Genomic DNA, 21,498 nt, shown 5'->3' on the forward strand with positions numbered 1-21,498 from the left:
TGAATCGTTGGGCTTGTGGTGCCGCGTTTTAGCTGGCAAGTTTACCAGCTCCCGGCGCATTTCACATGACGGGACAGTCATGGGCCGGAAATAGCGGCGCCGCGGTTCACTTCAGTGGAGTTTATTATGTCCAGTTCTGTAGCAAGCGTTGTCGGTGGTCGGCTTTCAATTGTTGCCACGCCCATCGGTAATCTGGCCGATCTTTCTGATCGTGCCCGGCAGGTGCTCGCTGCGGTGGATCTGGTCGCTGCGGAGGACACCCGTCACAGCTCGCGCCTGTTACAGCACCTGGGCCTGAGCAAGCCTTTGCTGGCGCTACACGATCATAATGAGAGGGATCGCGTTGGCAGAATCCTCTCTGCCCTTGCTGAAGGGCAGCAAGTGGCGCTGATTTCCGATGCCGGCACCCCGTTGATCTCCGATCCCGGGTACATCCTGGTACGTGAAGCCAGAAAGGCGGGCTTTCCGGTTTCCCCTATCCCCGGTCCGTGTGCGCTGGTTGCGGCATTGTCGGCGGCAGGTTTGCCGACGGATCGTTTTCTTTTCGCAGGTTTTTTGCCGGCCAAGCGGGCGGGTAGACGTTCAGCGCTCGTGGAATTGCGTGAACAGACTGCCACTCTGGTGTTCTACGAATCCCCCCATCGAATTCTGGACCTGATGCAGGATCTGGTTGATGAGTTTGGCGATGGTCGGGAGTGTGTGCTCGGTCGCGAGCTGACCAAAACCTTTGAGACTTTCTACACTGGGACGGTTAAAGAGGTATTGTCGGAGTTGGAGGCCGACCCGCATGGCAGTCGGGGCGAATTCGTGGTGATGGTCCGGGGTAACGATGTCGTGGCCGGTTCGTCGCTCGATCTGGATGCCGATAAGCTGTTAAAGCTGCTTGTTGCAGAGATGCCGGTCAAAAAGGCAGCGAAAATCGTCGCGGAAGTCAGCGGCATCGGAAAAAATGAACTGTATCAGCGAGCGCTGCAGCTAAAGGGCGATTAAGCCTTGCATGCCTGCCCGCACGCGGGTATTGTCAGCGCCGAGCTCGCCAGACAGTCGCCGCCGGTTGATCCGGGGGAGGAAAGTCCGGGCTCCGCAGGGCAAGGTGCCAGGTAACGCCTGGGCGGCGTGAGCCGACGGAAAGTGCAACAGAAAGTATACCGCCTAAGCGCTTTCGGGCGCCGGTAAGGTTGAAATGGTGCGGTAAGAGCGCACCGCGTGGCTGGTAACAGTCCACGGCGATGGTAAACCCCACCTGGAGCAAGACCAAATAGGAATCCAATGGCGTGGCCCGCGCTGGATTCGGGTAGGTTGCTTGAGGTCTGTGGTGACGCAGACCCTAGATGAATGACTGTCCAAGACAGAACCCGGCTTATCGGCGAGCTCGCCTCTTTTCCTGATTATTCGGATGTGATCTGCATCCTTCTCACAAGTTACCTTTTATAGCCAAAAAATCTTAAACCTGAAGTTGGCTATCTAAAGGTGTCTGCAGGTATTTGTTTTTTATCCTTTTCTTTACGTCTTTTTAACGCTTCGTTCCGTTTCTGCTTTGTAACCTCTTGTCGTTAAAGGAACTTTCCTGTGTGTGGTGCCTGTCGCGGCGCTTGCATTGTTATTTGCGTGTTTCTATAGTGTGCGGGAGTGGGAAAAAGTGGTTTTTGGTGGAATTTTGTGGAAATGAAAGCCTCGGACTAGACGTTAATGAGCAATTTTCTTGGCAGTCATGCCATCAATATGGACGCGAAGGGTCGCCTGGCGATCCCGACAAAGGTGCGTGAAGAGCTCGCGCAGCTTTGCGGTGGCCGTATTGTATTGACAGCCAACGCCGATGAGGAGAAGTGCTTGTTGCTCTACCCCGAGCCGGAATGGGAAGTGCTGCGCCCGAAAATCGAGGCGCTGCCCAACATGAACAAGGCGGCCAAGCGCCTGCAGCGCCTCATTCTGGGTAACGCTGCCCTCATGGAGCTGGATGCGTCCGGCCGGATTCTGGTACCGCAGACCCTCAGAAATCACGCCAATCTTGAAAAACGGCTGATGTTGGTCGGGCTTGGCAAGAAGTATGAGCTGTGGAGTGAGGAAAGCTGGAATGCTTACCTTGATGCCTCCGCAGCCGACGAGGAAATGCCGCCGGAAATGGAGGCGCTTTCGCTATGACCGCACGCCAGGACGATCGGGCCAATGAAGGCTATCAGCATCGCTCGGTACTGCTGGATGCAGCGGTCGACTATCTGGTTACAGATGAAAATGGCCGTTATGTCGACGCCACGTTTGGCCGGGGCGGTCATAGTCGTCTGATTCTCGGCAAGCTCGGTCAGGATGGTCAGCTCCTGGGCATTGATAAGGATCCGGAGGCTATTGCCGTCGCCGGAGAGCTGGCATCTAAGGATTCCCGGTTTCAGTGGTACCACGGCTCGTTTGCCGAACTGGATCTTGCGCTTGAACGGCAGGGTTGGTCACAGGTTGATGGCATGTTGATGGATCTGGGGGTGTCGTCGCCACAACTGGATGATGCTTCCCGCGGTTTTTCGTTCATGCGGGACGGTCCATTGGATATGCGAATGAACCCGCAGCAGGAGCCGAGTGCTGCCCAGTGGCTGGCCGAGGCTGATGAGCGGGAAATCGCAGATGTGATCTGGCGATACGGCGAGGAGCGGTTTTCTCGCCGTATCGCTCGTCTTGTCGTGGAGCGGCGTCAGGAGCAGCCGATTGAAACCACGCGGCAGCTGGCGGAGTTGGTTGCGGAGGCCGTGCCGAAGAAAGAGAAGCACAAGCACCCCGCCACCCGGGCTTTTCAGGCTATCCGGATTTTTATCAACCGGGAGCTCGAGGACCTGGAAGCCGGTCTGGCCGCGGCAGTTGATCGCCTGGCTCCCGGTGGGCGCCTGGTGGTGATCAGCTTTCACTCTCTTGAGGATCGTCTGGTCAAGCGCTTTATGCGTGATCTGGCGCGGGGGCCAAAGCTGCCGAAGGGGATACCGGTCACGGCGGAGCAGGAAGAATCCGGGTTCCAGCTGATTGGCAAAGCCAGCAAGGCCAATGAGCAGGAAATTACTGAAAACGTCAGGGCTCGCAGCGCGGTCATGCGAGTGCTTGAACGTAAAGCGAATTAATCGAAAACGCAGGGGAGCGCGACGCCATGGGCGCGGTAGCGATTGAGCAACCAGTAAAAACCAACAGGATAAACAAACAGCGGGTTCGCGAGGGTGTTGCGACAGCCGTTCGTTTGTCCCGTCAGGTGTTTGATGCAACACGGGAAAGTCGGGTTCTGGTTACTCTGGTGTTGGTGGCGGTACTGACGCTGTCGTCCATAGGGGTGGTGGTCAGTGCCCATGAGAACCGCGAGCTGTTCAATACGTTGTCGGGTCTGCAGGAGCAGCGCGATGCCTATCAGCGTGAGTGGAGTCAACTGTTGCTGGAGCAGAGTGCTTTGAGCGCTCACGGGCGGGTCGAGAAACTCGCTGCTGAGCGCTTCAACATGGTGGTGCCCGGGCGGCAGGACATTGTACTCGTGCCTTTGATGTCACCGCTGGCAGCGAACTAAAACCAACAATAACCATCCGGGGTAACTGAAGTGTCCGGTCAGGGAACGCACGCAAACAGCTGGAAGCAGAGGCTGGTGGCAGGCTTGAAAGCCTGGCGCTTCGGCTCTGTGCTGGGCGTTTTCCTGCTGGTTGTGGCCGGCATTGGATGGCGGTTGGTGGATCTTCATGTGGTGGATAATGACTTCCTGCGCAAGCAGGGAGATGTCAGAACTATCCGCGTTGAATCTATCGATGCCCATCGAGGCGTGGTGACGGATCGTCATGGCGAGCCTTTGGCCGTCAGTACGCCCGTTCAGACCGTGTGGGCAAATCCTTCCGAAACCGATCCCGAAGATCCGCAACTGGCGGCTCTTGCCCGAATTCTTGGGTTGTCTGAGGGCGCGTTGCGGGAGCGATTGCGCCAGTATGCTGGCCGCGAATTTATTTACCTGCGCCGCAAAGTGCAGCCCTCAATGGCGCGTGAAGCGCTGGCTCTAGGTGTCGGTGGCATCTATGCCCGGCAGGAATATCGTCGTTATTACCCCGCGGGAGAAGTCACCGCTCATGTGGTCGGATTTACTGATATCGACGAGCATGGCCAGGAAGGTATCGAGTTAGCCTACAACAAATGGTTGACCGGTGAGCCGGGCCAGAAGCGGGTGCTCAAGGATAACCGTGGGCGCGTCATCAAAGATCTGATGCTTATCCGCGATGCCCGGCCCGGGAAGGACCTGGAACTGAGTATTGATCTCCGGCTGCAGTATCTGGCCTATCGGGAGCTCAAGGCGGTGGTCGGTGCTCACAAGGCTCGCGGCGGTACGCTGGTGATGCTGGATGTCGACACCGGTGAGGTGCTGGCCATGGTCAATCAAGGTTCCTACAACCCGAATGACCGGTCACAGCTTGCCGCAGAAAACCTGCGCAACAAGGCGATTACAGATCTGTTCGAGCCCGGCTCAACCATGAAGCCGCTGACGATAGCGGCCGCTCTGGAGTCCGGGCAATACACGGTTAACAGCACCATTGATACTTCCCCGGGCTTTCGGAGGTTTGGTCGCTTCACCATTCGGGATCATCGCAATTACGGGGTGCTGGATCTGACGGAGATTATTGTCAAGTCCAGCAACGTCGGGGTGAGCAACATCGCAACGGATCTGGGTGGCGATACTCTGAGAAACCTCTATGCCCGCCTGGGCCTCGGCCAGGCAACTGGTATCGGCTTCCCTGGGGAAGCCGTTGGTGTTTTGCCGGCCCCCCCGAAATGGCGGCCGGTAGAAGAGTCCACCTTGTCTTATGGCTACGGCATGAGCGTTAACGCCTTGCAACTGGCACAGGCGTATATGGTTATTGCCAATGGTGGAATTCGTTACCCCCTCAGCCTGATGAGGCAGGAGCAGAGGCCGCAGGGGCAACGTGTACTGTCTGAACAGGTGACACGGGCCGTGCGGGACATGCTCAAACAGGCGGTTGCCCGTGGGACTGGCAAGCGCGCCCAGCCCGGGCTGTATGCGGCCGGAGGGAAAACCGGGACCGTTCACCTGGTGGGAGCGAACGGGTACGAAGACAGTCAATATAAGGCCATCTTTGCCGGTATGGCACCGATTGATGACCCCAGAATTGTAACCGTTGTGGCCGTGGATGCGCCGCAGGCCGGAGAATATTACGGCGGAGAAGTTGCCGCGCCGGTATTCGCCCGGGTGATGGGTGACGCGCTGCGACTGCTGAATGTGAAGCCTGAACTGGAAGTCAGTGAAACACGCGTTTCGCAAGTGACCTCCGGGGGGAGAGGGTAAGCCATGTGCATCACATCCATCAGCACCTTGCTTCAGGGCATTATTGAGGTGCCATCGGTCTTCGATGTCACTATCCACGGACTGAAGACGGATAGCCGGAAAGTGCAGCCCGGTGACGCCTTTATTGCTCTGGCCGGGGCACGAACGCCCGCAGAGCACTATATGGATCAGGCCATCAGCGCCGGTGCCACGGCTATTCTGCTTGAGTCCGAGCGAGAGCGGCAGTGCCATGAGCGCCACGGCGCGTTAATTGTGCCCGTGGTTGGTCTGCGCGCCCGTCTGGGCCGAATTGCTGATCGCTTCTTCGAGCATCCCTCGCGCCATCTGAGAGTGATCGGGGTTACCGGCACCAATGGCAAGACGTCGGTGACCCAATACATCTCCCAGTTGTTACGGGAAACCGGCACGCCCTGCGGGCTGCTGGGTACCCTGGGTTATGGCATGCCGGGCAGTATCGAGTCGGCCACGCATACCACGCCGGATGTGGTCCAGGTGAACCGGGTATTGAACCGCATACGCAATGAGGGTGGTCGGGCTGCGGTAATGGAAGTGTCGTCGCACGCTCTGGATCAGGGGCGGGTTGATAACCTGACCATGACCGGTGCGGTGTTCACCAACCTCACGCGTGATCATCTGGATTACCACGGTTCCATGGAAGCCTATGGTGAGGCCAAGGCCAGGCTGTTCCTGCGGGAAGAACTGCACTTCTCAGTGATCAATTTTGACGATCCGTTTGGCCGGCAGCTTTACGGTCAGCTTGAGGGCCAGTGTGACCGTGTTCGTTACAGTCTGCATGAAGCCCAGACGGAACTCTGGTTGAAGGAATTTACGCCCACGGCCTCAGGGTTCCGCGCCAGGGTCGATGGGCAATGGGGTGAGTTTGATCTTGCTGTCCCCCTGTTAGGGAGTTTCAACGCCAGCAATGTTCTGGCGGCCCTGGCTACCGTACTGACGCTTGGCGTACCCGTTGAGCGGGCGGTGTCCATTGTCAGGGAGCTGTCACCGCCCCCTGGGCGTCTTGAACGATTCACCGGCTCAACCGGCAAGCATGTGGTGGTGGACTATGCTCACACCCCCGATGCCCTGGCCAATGCGCTTGAAGCATTGCGGCCCCACACCCGGGGCAGGCTGATCTGCGTGTTCGGGTGCGGTGGTGACCGGGATCCCGGCAAGCGGCCGGAAATGGCGAAAGAGGCGGAAAAGCGGGCGGATTACGTCATCGTAACCGACGACAACCCGCGTACCGAGCAGCCTGAACGGATTGTCAGCGACATTTCTGCTGGTTTCACTCAGGCTGGTCGCTGGCAGGTGATTCACGACCGCGCTCAGGCAATTGCCGAGGCATTGGGTATGGCCAATGAGGATGATCTGGTGCTGATTGCCGGTAAAGGCCATGAGTCCTATCAGGAGATCAACGGCCAGAAGTTGCCGTTCAGCGATGCCGAGCAGGTACGTCATCTATTGAACCTGAATGGAGGTGTGGCATGATGCGCGCCTTTTCGCTGGCGGAAGCTCGCGAGTGGCTTCAGGCCACCCTGGCAGGGGCGCGTACTGATGCGGGTGAACTCTGGTTTGATGGCGTCTCCACCGATACCCGATCGGTTGGAGAGGGGCAGCTGTTTGTTGCTCTGCGCGGTGAGCGGTTTGATGGTCATGAATTCCTTGGCCAGGCCCTGACACAGGGAGCCGTCGCTGCGGTAGTGGATACCGAGGTCACCGACGTTGCCATTCCGCAACTGGTCGTTAGCGATACGGTTCAGGCCTTGGCCGATCTGGCCAGCGCCAATCGCAGCGGAAGCGCGGCCCGGCTGGTGGCGATTACCGGCAGCAGTGGCAAAACCACGGTTCGTGAAATGACCGGGGCCATTCTCGCCGGCATGGGGCCGACCTTGGTGACTGAAGGCAATCTCAATAATCACATTGGTGTTCCGCTGACCCTGTTTCGGCTGACGCCGGATCACCAGTTCGGCGCCATTGAGCTGGGGGCCAGTGGTCTTGGCGAAATTGCCCACACGGTGTCAATTACCCGACCGCAGGTTGCGATTCTGACCAATGCAGGCCAGGCGCACCTGGAGGGTTTTGGCAGTTACCAGAATATTGTTCTGGCCAAAGGCGAGATTATTGATGGCGTGCCGGCAGATGGAGCCGTCGTGCTGAACCGGGACGATCCTGCCTTCGATCAATGGCATGCCCGTGCGGGCCAACGGCGGGTGCTGGGGGTTTCCCGGATGGGGCACCCGGGCGCGGATTACCGCGCGGAGGCGATCATGGCCACTGATCAGGGGTTTGAATTCCTGGTGTTGGGGCCAGACAACTGGCGCTGTCATCTGGTGCTGGGGTTGCCCGGTGAACACAACATTACCAATGCTCTGCTGGCTCTCGCGGCCTGCAGGGAACTGGGAGCGACAGATCAGCAGGTTCAGTCCGGGCTCATGCAGGTAGAAGCCGTGAAGGGGCGTCTCCAGGTGCTCAAGCCGGCCCCGGATCTGACCCTGATTGATGACAGTTACAACGCCAATCCGGCGTCTATGAAAGCGGCGCTGGACGTTCTGGCGTCATACCCGGCGCCCCGGCTGGCGGTGCTCGGCGCCATGGCAGAGCTGGGCGATGAGGCGAACGAGCTGCATCGGCAGGTGGGTGAACATGCCCGTGCCCGTGGAATTGAGAAGGTTATGGTGGTGGGAGCCGGAGGTAACGGCTACGGCACCGGATTTGGTGACGAGACAGAGTTTTTCCCGAGTCATGAGCAGGCGGTGGACGCCATTGTGGCGGGCCGGAGTGGTGCTATGACGGTCCTGGTGAAAGGTTCTCGTAGTTCCGCCATGGATCGCGTGGTGGAGGGAATTCAGAAAAAGGTGAAGAACCCATGCTGCTCTGGCTGACAGAGATACTATCGCAATACTTTTCGTCGCTGACGGTGTTTCAGTATCTGACACTGCGGGCGATTCTGGGCATTCTTACGGCGCTGCTGATCTCGCTGGTGATCGGTCCGGTGATGATTCGCAAGCTGAGTCAGTACCAGATCGGCCAGGCCGTGCGTGATGACGGCCCCCAGACTCACCTGAGCAAGGCTGGTACGCCGACGATGGGCGGCGCCCTGATTCTGGTGGCCATCGCCATTTCCACCTTGCTGTGGGCGGACCTGACCAATCGTTATGTCTGGGTGGTGTTGCTGGTTACCCTGCTGTTCGGTGCCATTGGCTGGGTGGACGACTACCGCAAGGTGGTGGAGCGCAATCCCCGGGGCCTGCCGGCACGCTGGAAATATTTCTGGCAGTCGGTGATCGGCGCCACGGCGGCTATCGTGCTTTATGTAACAGCGTCATTGCCCCAGGAAACCTCGCTCTATCTGCCGTTCCTGAAAAATGTCTCGCTGACCCTGGGACCGGTGTTGTTCATTCTGCTGACCTACTTCGTGATTGTCGGTAGCAGCAACGCGGTGAACCTGACAGACGGTCTCGATGGTCTGGCCATCATGCCGACCGTCATGGTGGCGGGAGCTCTGGCCATCTTTGCTTACCTCTCGGGCCATGCGCAGTTCGCCAATTACCTGCTGATTCCGCATCTGCCCGGAACCGGTGAGCTGATCATTTTCTGCGGAGCCCTGGTGGGTGCAGGGCTCGGGTTCCTGTGGTTCAACACTTACCCGGCGCAGGTATTCATGGGCGATGTCGGTGCCCTTGCCCTGGGAGCCGCCCTGGGCACAGTGGCTGTCATCGTCCGGCAGGAAATTGTGTTGTTCATCATGGGCGGCGTGTTCGTGATGGAAACCATTTCTGTGATTCTGCAGGTGGCCTCATTCCGGCTCACGGGTCGGCGGATCTTCCGGATGGCGCCGCTGCACCATCATTTTGAATTGAAAGGCTGGCCCGAGCCACGAGTCATTGTCCGGTTCTGGGTTATCACTGTTGTTCTCGTTCTGATTGGCCTGGCCAGTCTGAAAATCCGATAGGAAATTGCTACGGCTATGAGTGTCATTGTTTCGGATCGTCGCGCGTTAATCGTAGGACTCGGTAAGACCGGGCTTTCCTGCGTGCGTTACCTGTCCGGGCAGGGGCGTGAGATTGCTGTGGCTGATAGTCGCCTTCAGCCACCAGGCCTGGATGAGCTGAAGGCCGGTTGGCCAGACGTCCCGGTTTACCTGGGCGAGTTTGATGAGGACCTGTTTGCCGGTTTCAATGAGCTGGTAGTCAGCCCGGGAATCAGTATTGCAGAGCCGGCGATTGCCGGTGCGGCGGCCAGGGGCGCCCGGATTCGCGGCGACATCGATTTATTCGCCGATGCGGCCGACGCGCCGATCATTGCCATCACCGGCTCTAACGGCAAAACCACGGTAACAACCCTGGTCGGGGAAATGGCACGAGCTGCGGGCCGCAATGTGCAGGTGGGCGGCAATATCGGTACGCCCGCGCTGGATTTGCTGGACCAGGGTGCGGATCTCTATGTACTGGAGCTGTCGAGTTTTCAGCTGGAGACCACTGAAGAACTCGGGGCGCTGGCGGCCACTGTGTTGAATGTCAGCGATGATCACATGGACCGGTACCCGGACAAGATGGCGTATTTCCAGTCCAAACAACGGATCTACCGTGGCTGCAAAAATGCCATCGTGAACCTCGACGATGCCCTGAGCACGCCCATGGCTCGGGATACCCTGAGGTTTCTGTGTTTTGGCTTTAACCGGGTGAATCCGGAGACCTTCAGTACCCGGGATGATGACCAGGGTACCTGGATTACCTGGGGCCTGGATAACCTTTTGCTGGCCAGTGAACTCCAGTTGATGGGCAGGCATAACATCAGCAACGTGATGGCCGCCCTGGCGCTGGGGCACGCGGCTGGCCTGGCCATGGAGCCGATGCTGGAGGTGGCCCGCAGCTTCCGGGGGCTGCCCCATCGCTGTGAATTCGTCCGCAACCTGAATGGGGTGGATTACATCAATGATTCCAAAGGTACCAATGTTGGTGCCACGGTAGCCGCCATTGAAAGCCTGGTGCCGGATTCAGGCAAGGTGATCCTGATCGCAGGCGGAGATGGCAAAGGCGCGGATTTTCAGCCGCTCGCAGAGCCGGTGGCCGCATGCTGTAGGGCCTTGGTGCTGATTGGACGCGATGCCGGCAAGATATCCGAGGCGGTAGGCGCGTCAGTGCCGCAGTATCGCGCAACGTCACTGCAAGAAGCGGTCAGCCTTGCCCACCAGGCGGCGGAGCCGGGCGATCGGGTGCTGTTGTCTCCAGCCTGTGCCAGCTTTGACATGTTCCGGGATTACAACGATCGCGGCGAACAGTTCCGCGCTTTGGTGGAGGGGCTGTGATGCAGGCAGGCGTCAGCGTTCCTCATTATCAGGGTGTGGCGGGTGAGTTGCAGCCGCTGCCGGTGCTGATTATTACCTCCGTGGCCTTGCTGGTGACTGGTGTGGTGATGATTTCGTCAGCGTCGATGGACATGGCGGCCGCCACGTTGGGCAACAGTTACCACTACGTTATTCGCCAGATCCTGTTCGCCGGTCTTGGCTGTGCCACGGCTCTTGTTGCTGTCAACGTGCCGGTATCCTGGTGGGAGCGCAGCGGATGGCTGCTGCTGGGCATTGGCCTTCTGGTATTGGTGCTGGTACTGACGCCGCTCGGCCGCACGGTTAATGGTTCTACCCGGTGGATTCCCATGGGGCTGTTCAATGTTCAGGTGTCTGAAGTCGCCAAGCTCTGCCTCATCGCCTACCTGGCCGGTTATGTGGTCCGTCGGCGGGAAGAACTGCTCCATACCTGGCCGGGCTTCCTGAAACCCCTGGGAGTTTTGGGCGTGGCATCGGTGTTGCTGGTTATCCAGCCCGACTTCGGCGCAACGGTGGTGCTGGTGACGGCGGCGGCCGGCATGATTTTTCTGAGTGGCGTGAGGCTTAGCCGGTTCATGCCATTGATTGGCGTACTGGCGGCGCTGGGTACGATTCTGGTGGTCACCCAACCGTATCGATTGAAGCGGGTGGTCAGCTATCTCGACCCCTGGAAAGACCAGTTCGACAGTGGTTATCAGCTCACTCAGTCGCTGATTGCCTTTGGTCGAGGCGAGTGGGTGGGCGTTGGCCTGGGGAACTCGGTACAGAAACTGTTCTTCCTGCCAGAGGCCCATACGGACTTTATCTACGCGATTATTGCCGAGGAGTTCGGTCTGCTCGGAGCACTGGTGGTGCTCGGCCTGTTTGCGGCGCTGGTGGTCAGTGGCCTGGTGATTGCCCGGCGTGCGGAGAAAGCCGGCATGGCGTTCGGCGCCTGTTTCAGCTACGGCATCACGCTACTGATCGGGTTGCAGGCGGGCATCAACATGGCAGTAAGTACAGGGTTGTTGCCAACCAAAGGCTTGACCCTGCCTCTGGTCAGTTATGGCGGCTCCAGCCTGATGGTTACCTGCATTGGTATCGCGGTTATCGCCCGGGTAGAGCTGGAGCGTCAGGACAGGGCCAGGGTGGCATCGGAAACAAAGGGCAACCGGATCAAAGGAGGAGCGGTGTATGACTGATTCACCTCGCCGTCGCTTCCTGATGATGGCCGGTGGTACCGGAGGCCACGTGTTTCCTGCATTGGCCACAGCCCGCGCGTTGCAGCAACGGGGACACGAGGTGCACTGGCTCGGGGCCAGCGGCGGCATGGAAGAGCGTCTGATTGGAGACACCGACATTCCGCTTTCGCTCATTCACATTTCCGGCCTGCGCGGTAAAGGCAAGCTGGCGCTGTTGCTGGCGCCATTCAGATTAATGCGCGCCCTGGGCGAAGCCTACACCCATTTGCGCCGGATCCGCCCCGACTGCGTGGTGGGCATGGGCGGTTTTGTCACCGGGCCGGGCGGTATTGCCGCCTGGCTGATGCGTAAACCGCTGGTGATTCATGAACAGAATGCCGTTGCCGGGATGACCAACCGCTGGCTCACACGTTTTTCCGAAACCGTGCTGGAAGCGTTCCCTGGCAGTTTCGGTGACCAGACGGTTACCCGCTGTACCGGCAATCCGGTGCGGGGCGAAGTGGCGTCGATGGACGCCCCCGAACAACGATTGGCGGGCCGAAGTGGCAGGCTCCGGGTGTTGGTTATTGGTGGCAGCCTGGGAGCACAGGTGTTCAATCAGCAGCTGCCCCGGGCCCTGGCGCTGATGCCGGAGGCTGATCGCCCGGATGTTCGGCATCAATGCGGTGAGAAGAATCTCGAGGCGGCCCGGGCGGCCTACGACGAAGCCGGAGTCAGTGCCAGCATTGAGCCCTTTATCCGCGATATGGCTGAGGCCTATGGCTGGGCTGATCTGGTGATCTGCCGTGCCGGAGCGCTGACGGTGTCTGAGCTCTGTGCGGCGGGAATTGGCGCGGTGCTGGTGCCATTCCCCCACGCGGTCGATGACCACCAGACCCGGAACGGCCAGCACATGGTGAAAGCCGGGGCGGCCATTCTGGTTCCGCAGCCAAAGCTGAAGCCGGAGGTGCTGGCGGAAACCCTGAAAGATCTGGCAACAGATCGAAAACGAATTCTGACCATGGCGAAGGCCGCCCGCTCGCTGGCCCGCCCTGATGCAACGGAGAGAGTCGTGAATTACTGTCTGGAGGCCGCCAATGGCTGATGCAACCAATCCGCCACTGGTCTATCAGGTGCCGGAAATGCGCCGGATCCGCCGCATCCATTTTGTCGGGATCGGTGGTGCTGGTATGAGTGGTATCGCCGAAGTCCTGAAGAACCAGGGCTATGACGTATCTGGTTCTGATATTCGGGACAGTGCTGTTACCGCGCGCCTGCGGGCAATGGATGTGGACGTGTACATTGGTCATCGTGCCGAAAACACCGATCAGGCCGATGTGGTGGTAGTGTCTTCTGCCGTTGCCGGCGACAACCCGGAAGTGGTGTCTGCCCGTGAACGGCGGGTACCGATTGTGCCCCGGGCCGAGATGTTGGCGGAGATCATGCGCTATCGCCACGGTATCGCTGTGGCTGGTACTCACGGCAAGACTACAACCACCAGCCTGATTGCCTCGGTGTTGGGCGAAGCCGGACTGGATCCCACCTTTGTGATTGGCGGCAAGCTCAACAGTGCCGGAACCAATGCCCAATTGGGCGGTTCCCGTTATCTGGTGGCTGAAGCCGACGAAAGTGATGCGTCGTTTCTGCATCTGACACCGGTTATCTCCGTGGTCACCAACATTGAAGCTGACCACATGGACACTTACGGTGGGGATGTCGAAAAGCTCAAGCAGACCTTCGTGGACTTCCTGCACAACCTGCCGTTTTACGGTGTTGCGGTGATGTGCGTGGACGACGACTACGTTCAGGAAATCATTCCGCGCATCTCTCGGGCCATTATCACTTATGGCATCGACAATCCTGATGCTGATTACCGGGCGGAGAATATTACCTCCGATGGTCTGAAAACCCGGTTCCTGGTGCGTCGTCCTGGTGGTCGGCCGGATCTCCAGGTGGAACTGAAAATGCCGGGTCGCCACAACGTTCTGAACGCCCTGGCAACGATTGCGGTGGCGACCGATGAAGGGGTGGATGACCAGGCCATCTGCCGCGGGCTGGCTGGATTTGCCGGTGTTGGTCGACGGTTCCAGGTGTACGGCGAGTACCGGACCCCGAAAGCAGCAGCGACGCTGGTGGACGACTACGGCCACCATCCCACCGAGGTGGAGGCCGTCATCCGCGCTGCCCGTGAAGCCTGGCCCCAGCGCCGGATCGTGATGCTGTATCAGCCACACCGATACACCCGGACCCGGGATCTATATGAGGATTTCGTGCGGGTATTGTCCGAAGTGGATGGGCTGTTGCTGATGGATGTGTATTCCGCCGGTGAGCCGGCGATTCCGGGAGCAGACGGGCGGGCTTTGTGCCGGAGCATCCGGCAGCGGGGCAAGGTAGAACCCGTGTTCGTTGAAGATAACCGTGAAATCGAGAGTCTGCTGGCCAATGTCCTGCAGGATGGTGATCTGTTGATCACCCAGGGGGCCGGCGATATCGGTGGCGTAGCAGCAAGGCTGGCAGCAGCAGGAGTCAAGGCAAGTGAGTGATCTGACCCACAACGACATTCAGCCGTATCAGGCACCCCCCGAACTGGTTCGGGCACTGGGGCGCGTGGCTGTGTTCATGGGGGGCGATTCCGCCGAGCGGGAAGTATCCCTGAAAAGTGGCAAAGCCGTGCTGGCAGCGCTGCAATCGGCGGGTATTGATGCGGTTGGCCGGGACATTCGGGGCTGTCTGCTGCGGACCGTGGACGAACCCGATTTCGATCGCGTGTTCATTGCCCTTCATGGCCGTGGTGGCGAAGACGGGACCCTTCAGGCGATCCTTGGGCAGGCAGGCATTCCCTATACCGGCAGTGAAGTGCTGGCATCGGCACTGGCCATGGACAAATTGCGCACCAAGTATGTGTTCGAAGGTTGTGGGCTGCCTACGCCGGCATTTCGTGCCATGACCTCCGTGAGCGAGGCCGAGGACATTGTGACGGCACTGGGGGCGCCCCTGAGTGTGAAACCGGCCCACGAAGGTTCGAGTATCGGTATCCGTAAAGTGAGCAGCGCGGCAGAGCTGGCTGAAGCCTATGAGGCGGCAGCCCGGCTGGATGATCTGGTGCTGGTAGAGCAGTGGATCGAAGGGCCGGAGTTTACCGTCAGCCTGCTACAGGACAAAGCGTTACCGGCGATTGGCCTGAGCACCGATCACGCCTTTTACGACTATGACGCCAAGTACCTGGCGGACGATACCCGGTACCGTATTCCCTGTGGTCTGGCGCCGGATGACGAATTGAGATTGCAGCATCTGGCCCTGGATGCCTTCCGGGTGCTGGGCTGTCGCACCTGGGGACGGGTCGACATCATGCAGGACCGGACCGGTGAGTTCTGGTTGCTTGAGGTGAACACGGTTCCCGGTATGACGGACCACAGCCTGGTGCCGATGGCTGCAAAGGCGGCCGGCATCAGTTTTGAAGAACTGGTGGTGCGAATTCTCAGGGATACGCTGGCGGAGGGCATCGATGCTTGAGACGTTGCTGATCCGGAGCCGGGCGGTACCGCCCGAACTGCCACGCCGCCGGGGGGCAACCTCTGTCGGGCCTGAGCGGGACCGGTTTGGTGTGTTGAAAGCTGTGCTGTCGGCCGTACCCTGGTTGCAGGTCGGCCTGGGCGCAACGGTGGTACTTCTGGCCGCCATGGTGCCCTGGGCAACGGACCGGATGCTGACCGCCATGGATCAGCAGATCCTGGCGGTGGATGTGCGGGGCGAATTTGTTGGCGACAGCCAGACGGCGATTGAGCGAGCGGCCGGCGCCTGGATTGGCAAAAGCTATTTCGCCACCGATCTGGCTGACATCAAGGCTGAACTGGAACGGCGCCCCTGGGTGGCGTCGGCAGCGATAAAGCGAGTCTGGCCAGGCCGTCTTGAAATCGATATTCGGGAAAAGAAGCCATTGGCCTACTGGACCGATGGTCGACTGGTGAGCCGTTCAGGCGAACTGTTCTCGCCGCCGAATCCGGAGGTGGCCGGAAAGCTGCCTCGTCTGGCTGGGCCGGATGAGCGGGTCAGGGACGTGATCGGTATGGCCCGGACCATGAGCGAGCAGTTGGTGGGATATGGCCTGGGTTTTGCCGGACTGGCGCTGGAGCAACGTGGCGCCTGGACCCTGACTCTCAGCAATGGCATCGAAGTGGTGCTGGGGCGAGATCAGGTAGAACAACGGTTTGAACGCTTTATCACCGTTTATGAGAACCGTCTGGCCTCGCGGGTTGATGAGGTCAGCCGGATAGATGTCCGCTATTCGAACGGGGTAGCGGTGCAGTGGAAGACGGACGTGGCTCAGGCTGCTCCGAAATCCTGATAACGATTACTACGAACCTGGGGTTTGGTGAAACACATGTCATCGGTTGAAACGGAAAACATGATTGTCGGCCTGGATATTGGAACCTCCAAGGTGGTGGCGATAGTCGGCAAGCGCAAGATGGATGGAACCATCGAAGTGGTCGGTATCGGTTCACACCCGTCCCGGGGGCTCAAACGCGGTGTTGTGGTGAACATTGAAACCACGGTACAGGCCATTCAGCGCGCGGTTGAAGAGGCCGAACTGATGGCGGGTTGTCGCATTCATTCGGTGTACGCCGGTATTGCTGGCAGCCACATCAAGAGCCTCAATTCCCACGGCATCGTGGCGATCCGGGACCGCGAAGTCACCCAGGCTGATATTGACCGGGTGATTGACGCTGCCCAGGCGGTGGCGATTCCGGCGGACCAGAAAATCCTTCACATCCTGCCTCAGGAGTTCGTCATCGATAACCAGGAAGGTATCAAGGAACCGATGGGGATGTCCGGTGTGCGGCTGGAGGCCAAAGTTCACCTGGTGACCTGTGCCGTGAATGCGGCCCAGAACATCGAGAAGTGTGTCAAACGCTGCGGGCTGGAAGTGGACGACATCATTCTGGAACAACTGGCTTCCAGCCACGCCATCCTGACCGAGGATGAAAAGGAATTGGGCGTCTGTGTGGTGGATATCGGTGGTGGTACAACCGACATTGCCGTGTTCACGGGCGGGGCAATTCGCCATACCGCAGTCATCCCGATCGCCGGTGACCAGGTGACCAACGACATTGCCATGGCGTTGCGCACGCCCACCCAGAATGCCGAGGAAATCAAGATCAAGTACGCCTGCGCCCTGACCCAACTGGCGGGTGCGGAAGAAACCATCAAGGTTCCCAGCGTGGGAGACCGGGCTCCGCGGGATCTTTCACGTCAGGCTCTGGCGGAGGTCGTTGAGCCCCGCTATGAGGAGCTGTTCACGCTGGTGCAGTCTGAGTTACGCCGGTCCGGGTTCGAAGATCTGATCCCGGCAGGCATCGTGATTACAGGCGGCTCGTCCACCATGGAAGGGGTGGTCGAGCTGGCTGAAGAAATCTTCCACATGCCGGTAAGGCTGGCCTGTCCGCAGGCGGTTTCCGGTATGACGGAAGTGGTCAATAACCCGATATACGCCACTGGCGTCGGGTTGTTGATCCATGGCTTCCGGCAAATGGATCTTGGCCGGGCGCCGGTGCTCAAGGGGGAGGAAGCTCCCTCGCTGGTTGAGCGCATGAAAGCCTGGTTCACCGGTCATTTCTGACGGTGTTCCGGTTGCAGTACACGAAGGTCTCTCGAAAAAAACACAACGATTGAAGCAACCGGCCTGGAAAGGCCGGACACAGCACGAAGGAGTAGGGGAAATGTTTGAACTCGTTGATAATGTTCAGCAGAACGCAGTTATCAAGGTCGTCGGTGTTGGCGGTGGCGGTGGCAACGCCGTTCGTCACATGCTCAACAGCGACGTGGAAGGCGTTGAATTTATCTGCGCCAACACAGATGCCCAGGCCCTGAAGGACCTGGACGCACGTCAGATTATTCAGCTGGGTGGCAACATCACCAAGGGCCTGGGTGCGGGTGCCAATCCGGAAGTCGGTCGCCAGTCTGCACTGGAAGATCGCGACCGTATTGCCGAAGCTCTGAGCGGCTCCGATATGGTGTTCATCACCGCCGGCATGGGTGGCGGTACCGGCACCGGAGCAGCCCCTGTGGTTGCTGAAGTTGCCCGTGAGCTGGGTATCCTGACGGTTGCGGTGGTTACCAAGCCGTTCCAGTTTGAAGGCGGCAAGCGCATGAGCGTGGCTGAAGCCGGCCTGAAGGAACTGGAAGAGAGCGTTGACTCCCTGATTACCATTCCCAATGAAAAGCTGCTGGCAGTCATGGGCAAGAAAACCAGCCTGCTGGATGCCTTTGCCTCCGCCAATGATGTGTTGCTGGGTGCGGTTCAGGGCATTGCCGACCTGATTACCCGCAACGGTATGATCAACGTCGACTTTGCCGACGTGAAAACGGTTATGTCCGAGATGGGCATGGCGATGATGGGTACCGGTCGCGCCACCGGCGAGAATCGTGCCCGTGAAGCCGCAGAAGCCGCGGTTCGCAGCCCGCTGCTCGAAGATATCAACCTGCAGGGTGCCAAGGGTATTCTGGTCAATATCACCGCTGGTATGGACCTGAACCTGGGCGAGTTCTCCGAAGTGGGCGACATTGTGCGCGAATTCGCGTCCGATTCAGCCACTGTGGTGGTCGGCACTGTGATCGATCCGGAAATGACCGACGAGCTCAAGGTTACTGTTGTGGCGACTGGCCTGGGTGGCGAGCGCGAGAAACCGACCAAGGTGGTGGACAACACCCGTACCCTCGATGGCAAGACCGATTACAACCAGCTGGATCGCCCGGCCGTGTTGCGTCGTCGTGCGGTTGCCCAGGGTAATGTGGCGCTGGATCAGAGCAAAGAAAGCGAAGAACAGGGCGTGGACTATCTCGATATTCCCGCATTCCTTCGCCGGCAGGCTGATTGATAATCTGTTCCAACCGTGGCAGGGCTGGCTTTACTGTGAATCAGAAAGCATAAGCTTTCGCTTAAGTTGAGCTGATAAACCATAGCTCATGGCTATTGCAAGATTTAAGTAAAGTCATGTTGGTTAAATGGTACTCAGTCTTGAATTCTGATATTCTCCGGGCAGTTTTTTGCTCAGAATATCGACTTTTTGTGACGGAATAATGAACCGATGATCAGACAACGGACACTCAAAAACACCATCCGCGCGACCGGTGTTGGCTTGCATTCCGGGGAAAAGGTTTACCTGACCCTGAAGCCAGCACCCGTCGATACGGGGATCATCTTCCGCCGCACGGACCTTGACCCGATGGTCGAAATCCGTGCCTGTGCGGAGAATGTGGGTGAGACCATGCTGTCCACGACGCTGGTAAAAGACGGTGTCCGTGTGGCGACAGTAGAGCATCTGCTCTCTGCCATGGCTGGTCTCGGCATCGACAACTGTTTTGTCGAACTCAGTGCTGCAGAAGTGCCGATCATGGATGGCTCCGCCGGGCCGTTTGTGTTCCTGCTTCAGTCTGCCGGAATCTCCGAGCAGGAAGCGGCCAAGCGTTTTATTCGCATCAAGCGCGAAGTCACTGTGGAGGAGGGCGACAAGAAAGCCACCTTCCTGCCGTTTGAAGGCTTCAAGGTGAGCTTCGGGATTGATTTCGACCACCCGGTCTTCAAGGGCCGTGCCCAGACAGCGACTGTGGACTTTTCCAGCACCTCCTTCGTGAAGGAAGTGTCCCGCGCCAGAACCTTCGGGTTCATGCGTGATATCGAAAAGCTGCGGGCGATGAACCTGGCACTGGGTGGCAGTGTGGATAACGCGATTGTGGTGGACGACTACAAGATCCTCAATGAGGACGGTCTTCGCTACGATGACGAGTTCGTCAAGCACAAGGTACTGGATGCCATCGGCGATCTTTACCTGTTGGGCAACAGCCTGATTGGTGAATTCCGTGGTATCAAATCAGGTCACGACCTGAACAACAAGCTGCTGCGCAAGCTCAGGGCAGAAGAAGATGCATGGGAAGTAGTGACCTTCGATGATGAAGCCACTGCGCCTATCTCTTACATGAAACCTGTGCTGGCGGCGGGTTAAGGCGGGAAGCCTTAATCCCGGACGTGGCTGGCGAGTTTTTCGAGAACCTCGCGTAGAGCTTTATCCTTCGTGTGCCCGGCTTCCTCCTGGAGGAGCCGGGCATTTTCTTTGCTGAGCGGCTCTTTTACCGGTTTGCGTCGGCTGGCGAATCTGGGTGGGCTGACCTTGATTCTGACCTTCCAGACGTAGCGGAACAGTTCATTCTCCCTCAGTGCCGACATGATCTCGTGCTGGCGGAAGCGCAGTCGCGTGGCTTTACTGGCGTTATCAGTGGACAGCACCAGCTCACCCTCCCGACAGCTGACGAATCGGGTACCCTCAGACAGTTCTGCGGGAATGGCCGCCAGTACCAGTTGCTCGGCCTGAAGGTGTAACTCGGCTTTGGACATCAGCTCTTTCAGCGTGTTATTGCCTGCCGGCCCTTTGCCGAAGATCATTTTCTGATCATTTTTTTTCGTCATGGTCGCTTTTTTCTCGACGAGCCTGTTTACGATTGGTTACACTTCGGCACGCTTTGTGCGTAGCGCCATTATGACTCTCGTTTTACATTGTCGTGAGTGAGAGTGTCTACCGGGCGCTGCGATTATTCAGTACGTAGTTGTTGCCAAGGATAGCAGACCCGCTCGGAATATTTCCGGGTCGCAGCACTACAGGGATACGGTTGCGGCTCAACAATGAAACCGAAAGACGATATGAACGTAATTTTCGTAGGCAAGCGCCACGGTCAGTCCAGGGCAATACCGCTGAATGGGCCGCTGTTGTGTGGCCTGGTCTTTCTGGTGTTGGCCACGCTGGCGGCAGCCGGATGGGCTGGCTACCAGGTGGCGCTCAGTCAGTTTGAAGCCCGGGAGCCGACCGAGTCTGAGCTTGTGGCCGGCTGGAAAGAGAAGCTGGAAGACCAGAAGAACGAAGTCGCTCAGGTTCGTGAGAATGTTCAGCAACAGATTGATGCACTGACCCTGCGGCTGGGCCAGATCCAGGGCCGTCTTCTGCGCCTGGATGCGCTCGGCCAGCGATTCGTGGAAACAGGCATGGTCGCCAGCGATGAATTCAATTTTGACAAGCCGGCGGCGGTTGGTGGCCCCGAAGAAGATGCGCTACCCGGGGATTCCTACACCGCGCCCGAGTTGACGGACATGATCAATCAGCTGGAACAGCAGATCAACGATCGTGAAAAGCAACTGCGCCTGCTCGATAAAGTCGCTTCCCGCAAAAAGCTGGAAGATGAGCTCTATGTGCAGGGGCGACCGATCACCTGGGGCTGGCTCTCGTCCAAATACGGATACCGCTCGGATCCTTTTACCGGAAAACGTACCTGGCATGCCGGTGTTGATCTGGCAGGCAAGGAAGGCAGCGACATTATTGCCGTGGCGGCTGGTGTTGTAACCTGGGCCGACGAGCGCTATGGCTACGGAAATCTGGTTGAAATCGACCATGGCGACGGCCTGATTACCCGTTATGCCCACGCCAAGACCATCAAGGTTAAAGTTGGGGATGTGGTGCAGAAAAGCCAGGTTGTTGCATTGATGGGCAGCACCGGTCGTTCCACCGGCCCCCACGTGCATTTTGAAGTTATCCGCAATGGTAAATCCGAAAATCCGGTGAAATACATCCAGCGTGCAAGCCGCTGATTCCATTCCCGTGAACCCCGCCTTTCGTCCTGTCGCCAAATAAGGTTAGAATGCCGGCTTCCTCCGTTTAACTGAAGAA

18 protein-coding genes, 1 other RNA gene and 1 pseudogene are annotated in these 21,498 nt (G+C 58.6%); 19 read left to right on the top strand and 1 reads right to left on the bottom strand.

Features of this window, described 5'->3' with window-relative positions; all coding sequences use genetic code 11:
- Positions 1-126: 126 nt before the first annotated feature.
- From rsmI to lpxC, 18 genes and pseudogenes are all read left to right on the top strand, one after another.
- Positions 127-990 carry a 16S rRNA (cytidine(1402)-2'-O)-methyltransferase gene (gene rsmI / locus ACF8YQ_RS03485; protein WP_396622597.1) on the top strand — a complete coding sequence of 288 codons (864 nt, stop codon included), beginning with the start codon at positions 127-129 and terminating at the stop codon, positions 988-990.
- Between the two features lie 38 nt (positions 991-1,028).
- An RNA gene (gene rnpB / locus ACF8YQ_RS03490) (RNase P RNA component class A) lies at positions 1,029-1,379 on the top strand.
- A 310-nt stretch (positions 1,380-1,689) separates the two neighbouring features.
- The gene (gene mraZ / locus ACF8YQ_RS03495; protein WP_011785920.1) at positions 1,690-2,142 is read left to right on the top strand and encodes a division/cell wall cluster transcriptional repressor MraZ; all 453 of its coding nucleotides are present in this window, start codon (positions 1,690-1,692) and stop codon (positions 2,140-2,142) included.
- Positions 2,139-3,098, top strand: coding sequence for a 16S rRNA (cytosine(1402)-N(4))-methyltransferase RsmH (gene rsmH / locus ACF8YQ_RS03500; RefSeq protein WP_396622598.1), 960 nt, complete (start codon positions 2,139-2,141; stop codon positions 3,096-3,098). The genes mraZ and rsmH overlap by 4 nt, the downstream gene beginning before the upstream one ends.
- A gap of 26 nt (positions 3,099-3,124) precedes the next feature.
- Positions 3,125-3,529 (top strand): cell division protein FtsL, encoded by a 405-nt coding sequence (gene ftsL, locus ACF8YQ_RS03505; RefSeq protein ID WP_014420629.1) that lies wholly within the window; start codon positions 3,125-3,127, stop codon positions 3,527-3,529.
- Between the two features lie 30 nt (positions 3,530-3,559).
- Positions 3,560-5,302 carry a peptidoglycan D,D-transpeptidase FtsI family protein gene (locus ACF8YQ_RS03510; RefSeq protein WP_396622599.1) on the top strand — a complete coding sequence of 581 codons (1,743 nt, stop codon included), beginning with the start codon at positions 3,560-3,562 and terminating at the stop codon, positions 5,300-5,302.
- Between the two features lie 3 nt (positions 5,303-5,305).
- Entirely contained in the window at positions 5,306-6,790 is a 1,485-nt protein-coding gene (locus tag ACF8YQ_RS03515) for a UDP-N-acetylmuramoyl-L-alanyl-D-glutamate--2,6-diaminopimelate ligase (RefSeq protein WP_396622600.1), read from the top strand.
- Complete coding sequence (gene murF, locus ACF8YQ_RS03520) at positions 6,787-8,184, top strand: UDP-N-acetylmuramoyl-tripeptide--D-alanyl-D-alanine ligase (RefSeq protein WP_206854907.1); 1,398 nt, start codon at positions 6,787-6,789, stop codon at positions 8,182-8,184. The genes ACF8YQ_RS03515 and murF overlap by 4 nt, the downstream gene beginning before the upstream one ends.
- Complete coding sequence (gene mraY, locus ACF8YQ_RS03525) at positions 8,169-9,254, top strand: phospho-N-acetylmuramoyl-pentapeptide-transferase (RefSeq protein ID WP_014420633.1); 1,086 nt, start codon at positions 8,169-8,171, stop codon at positions 9,252-9,254. The genes murF and mraY overlap by 16 nt, the downstream gene beginning before the upstream one ends.
- Before the next feature lie 15 nt (positions 9,255-9,269).
- The gene (gene murD / locus ACF8YQ_RS03530) at positions 9,270-10,610 is read left to right on the top strand and encodes a UDP-N-acetylmuramoyl-L-alanine--D-glutamate ligase (RefSeq protein ID WP_396622601.1); all 1,341 of its coding nucleotides are present in this window, start codon (positions 9,270-9,272) and stop codon (positions 10,608-10,610) included.
- Positions 10,610-11,809 carry a putative lipid II flippase FtsW gene (gene ftsW / locus ACF8YQ_RS03535; RefSeq protein WP_396622602.1) on the top strand — a complete coding sequence of 400 codons (1,200 nt, stop codon included), beginning with the start codon at positions 10,610-10,612 and terminating at the stop codon, positions 11,807-11,809. Before murD ends, ftsW begins: the two co-directional genes overlap by 1 nt.
- On the top strand, positions 11,802-12,893 hold the full coding sequence (murG, locus tag ACF8YQ_RS03540) for an undecaprenyldiphospho-muramoylpentapeptide beta-N-acetylglucosaminyltransferase (protein WP_396622603.1): 1,092 nt from the start codon (positions 11,802-11,804) through the stop codon (positions 12,891-12,893). The genes ftsW and murG overlap by 8 nt, the downstream gene beginning before the upstream one ends.
- Positions 12,886-14,331 carry a UDP-N-acetylmuramate--L-alanine ligase gene (murC, locus tag ACF8YQ_RS03545; RefSeq protein WP_011785910.1) on the top strand — a complete coding sequence of 482 codons (1,446 nt, stop codon included), beginning with the start codon at positions 12,886-12,888 and terminating at the stop codon, positions 14,329-14,331. The genes murG and murC overlap by 8 nt, the downstream gene beginning before the upstream one ends.
- Positions 14,324-15,301: a D-alanine--D-alanine ligase gene (locus ACF8YQ_RS03550; protein ID WP_014420638.1), complete on the top strand. Its 978-nt coding sequence runs from the start codon at positions 14,324-14,326 to the stop codon at positions 15,299-15,301. The genes murC and ACF8YQ_RS03550 overlap by 8 nt, the downstream gene beginning before the upstream one ends.
- A complete protein-coding gene (locus ACF8YQ_RS03555) occupies positions 15,294-16,133 on the top strand; it encodes a cell division protein FtsQ/DivIB (RefSeq protein WP_396622604.1) in 840 nt (279 codons plus the stop codon). Before ACF8YQ_RS03550 ends, ACF8YQ_RS03555 begins: the two co-directional genes overlap by 8 nt.
- A 36-nt stretch (positions 16,134-16,169) precedes the next feature.
- Entirely contained in the window at positions 16,170-17,405 is a 1,236-nt protein-coding gene (gene ftsA, locus ACF8YQ_RS03560; protein WP_011785907.1) for a cell division protein FtsA, read from the top strand.
- A 100-nt stretch (positions 17,406-17,505) separates the two neighbouring features.
- Positions 17,506-18,495: pseudogene (ftsZ, locus tag ACF8YQ_RS03565) on the top strand (cell division protein FtsZ); the annotation flags it as partial.
- 378 nt (positions 18,496-18,873) lie between these two features.
- A complete protein-coding gene (gene lpxC, locus ACF8YQ_RS03570) occupies positions 18,874-19,788 on the top strand; it encodes a UDP-3-O-acyl-N-acetylglucosamine deacetylase (RefSeq protein ID WP_011785905.1) in 915 nt (304 codons plus the stop codon).
- An 11-nt stretch (positions 19,789-19,799) separates the two neighbouring features.
- Here the strand turns inward: lpxC and ACF8YQ_RS03575 are convergent, their stop codons facing one another.
- Positions 19,800-20,249 (bottom strand): DUF721 domain-containing protein, encoded by a 450-nt coding sequence (locus ACF8YQ_RS03575; protein WP_396622605.1) that lies wholly within the window; start codon positions 20,247-20,249, stop codon positions 19,800-19,802.
- Between the two features lie 231 nt (positions 20,250-20,480).
- Between ACF8YQ_RS03575 and ACF8YQ_RS03580 the strand changes: the two genes are divergently transcribed.
- Positions 20,481-21,419 carry a M23 family metallopeptidase gene (locus ACF8YQ_RS03580; protein WP_396622606.1) on the top strand — a complete coding sequence of 313 codons (939 nt, stop codon included), beginning with the start codon at positions 20,481-20,483 and terminating at the stop codon, positions 21,417-21,419.
- Positions 21,420-21,498 lie beyond the last annotated feature (79 nt).

Origin of the sequence: Marinobacter sp. W-8, from assembly GCF_044342215.1 — a bacterium.
GTDB classification, from domain to species: Bacteria; Pseudomonadota; Gammaproteobacteria; order Pseudomonadales; family Oleiphilaceae; genus Marinobacter; species Marinobacter nauticus.

Coding starts and splice junctions, on each gene's coding strand:
- ftsL (WP_014420629.1), top strand. CDS start 3,125: ATGGGCGCGGTAGCGATTGAGCAACCAGTAAAAACCAACAGGATAAAC.
- ftsA (WP_011785907.1), top strand. CDS start 16,170: ATGTCATCGGTTGAAACGGAAAACATGATTGTCGGCCTGGATATTGGA.
- rsmH (WP_396622598.1), top strand. CDS start 2,139: ATGACCGCACGCCAGGACGATCGGGCCAATGAAGGCTATCAGCATCGC.
- murD (WP_396622601.1), top strand. CDS start 9,270: ATGAGTGTCATTGTTTCGGATCGTCGCGCGTTAATCGTAGGACTCGGT.
- mraZ (WP_011785920.1), top strand. CDS start 1,690: ATGAGCAATTTTCTTGGCAGTCATGCCATCAATATGGACGCGAAGGGT.
- lpxC (WP_011785905.1), top strand. CDS start 18,874: ATGATCAGACAACGGACACTCAAAAACACCATCCGCGCGACCGGTGTT.
- ACF8YQ_RS03555 (WP_396622604.1), top strand. CDS start 15,294: ATGCTTGAGACGTTGCTGATCCGGAGCCGGGCGGTACCGCCCGAACTG.
- rsmI (WP_396622597.1), top strand. CDS start 127: ATGTCCAGTTCTGTAGCAAGCGTTGTCGGTGGTCGGCTTTCAATTGTT.
- ACF8YQ_RS03575 (WP_396622605.1), bottom strand. CDS start 20,249: ATGACGAAAAAAAATGATCAGAAAATGATCTTCGGCAAAGGGCCGGCA.
- murC (WP_011785910.1), top strand. CDS start 12,886: ATGGCTGATGCAACCAATCCGCCACTGGTCTATCAGGTGCCGGAAATG.
- murG (WP_396622603.1), top strand. CDS start 11,802: ATGACTGATTCACCTCGCCGTCGCTTCCTGATGATGGCCGGTGGTACC.
- mraY (WP_014420633.1), top strand. CDS start 8,169: ATGCTGCTCTGGCTGACAGAGATACTATCGCAATACTTTTCGTCGCTG.
- murF (WP_206854907.1), top strand. CDS start 6,787: ATGATGCGCGCCTTTTCGCTGGCGGAAGCTCGCGAGTGGCTTCAGGCC.
- ftsW (WP_396622602.1), top strand. CDS start 10,610: ATGCAGGCAGGCGTCAGCGTTCCTCATTATCAGGGTGTGGCGGGTGAG.
- ACF8YQ_RS03515 (WP_396622600.1), top strand. CDS start 5,306: ATGTGCATCACATCCATCAGCACCTTGCTTCAGGGCATTATTGAGGTG.
- ACF8YQ_RS03580 (WP_396622606.1), top strand. CDS start 20,481: ATGAACGTAATTTTCGTAGGCAAGCGCCACGGTCAGTCCAGGGCAATA.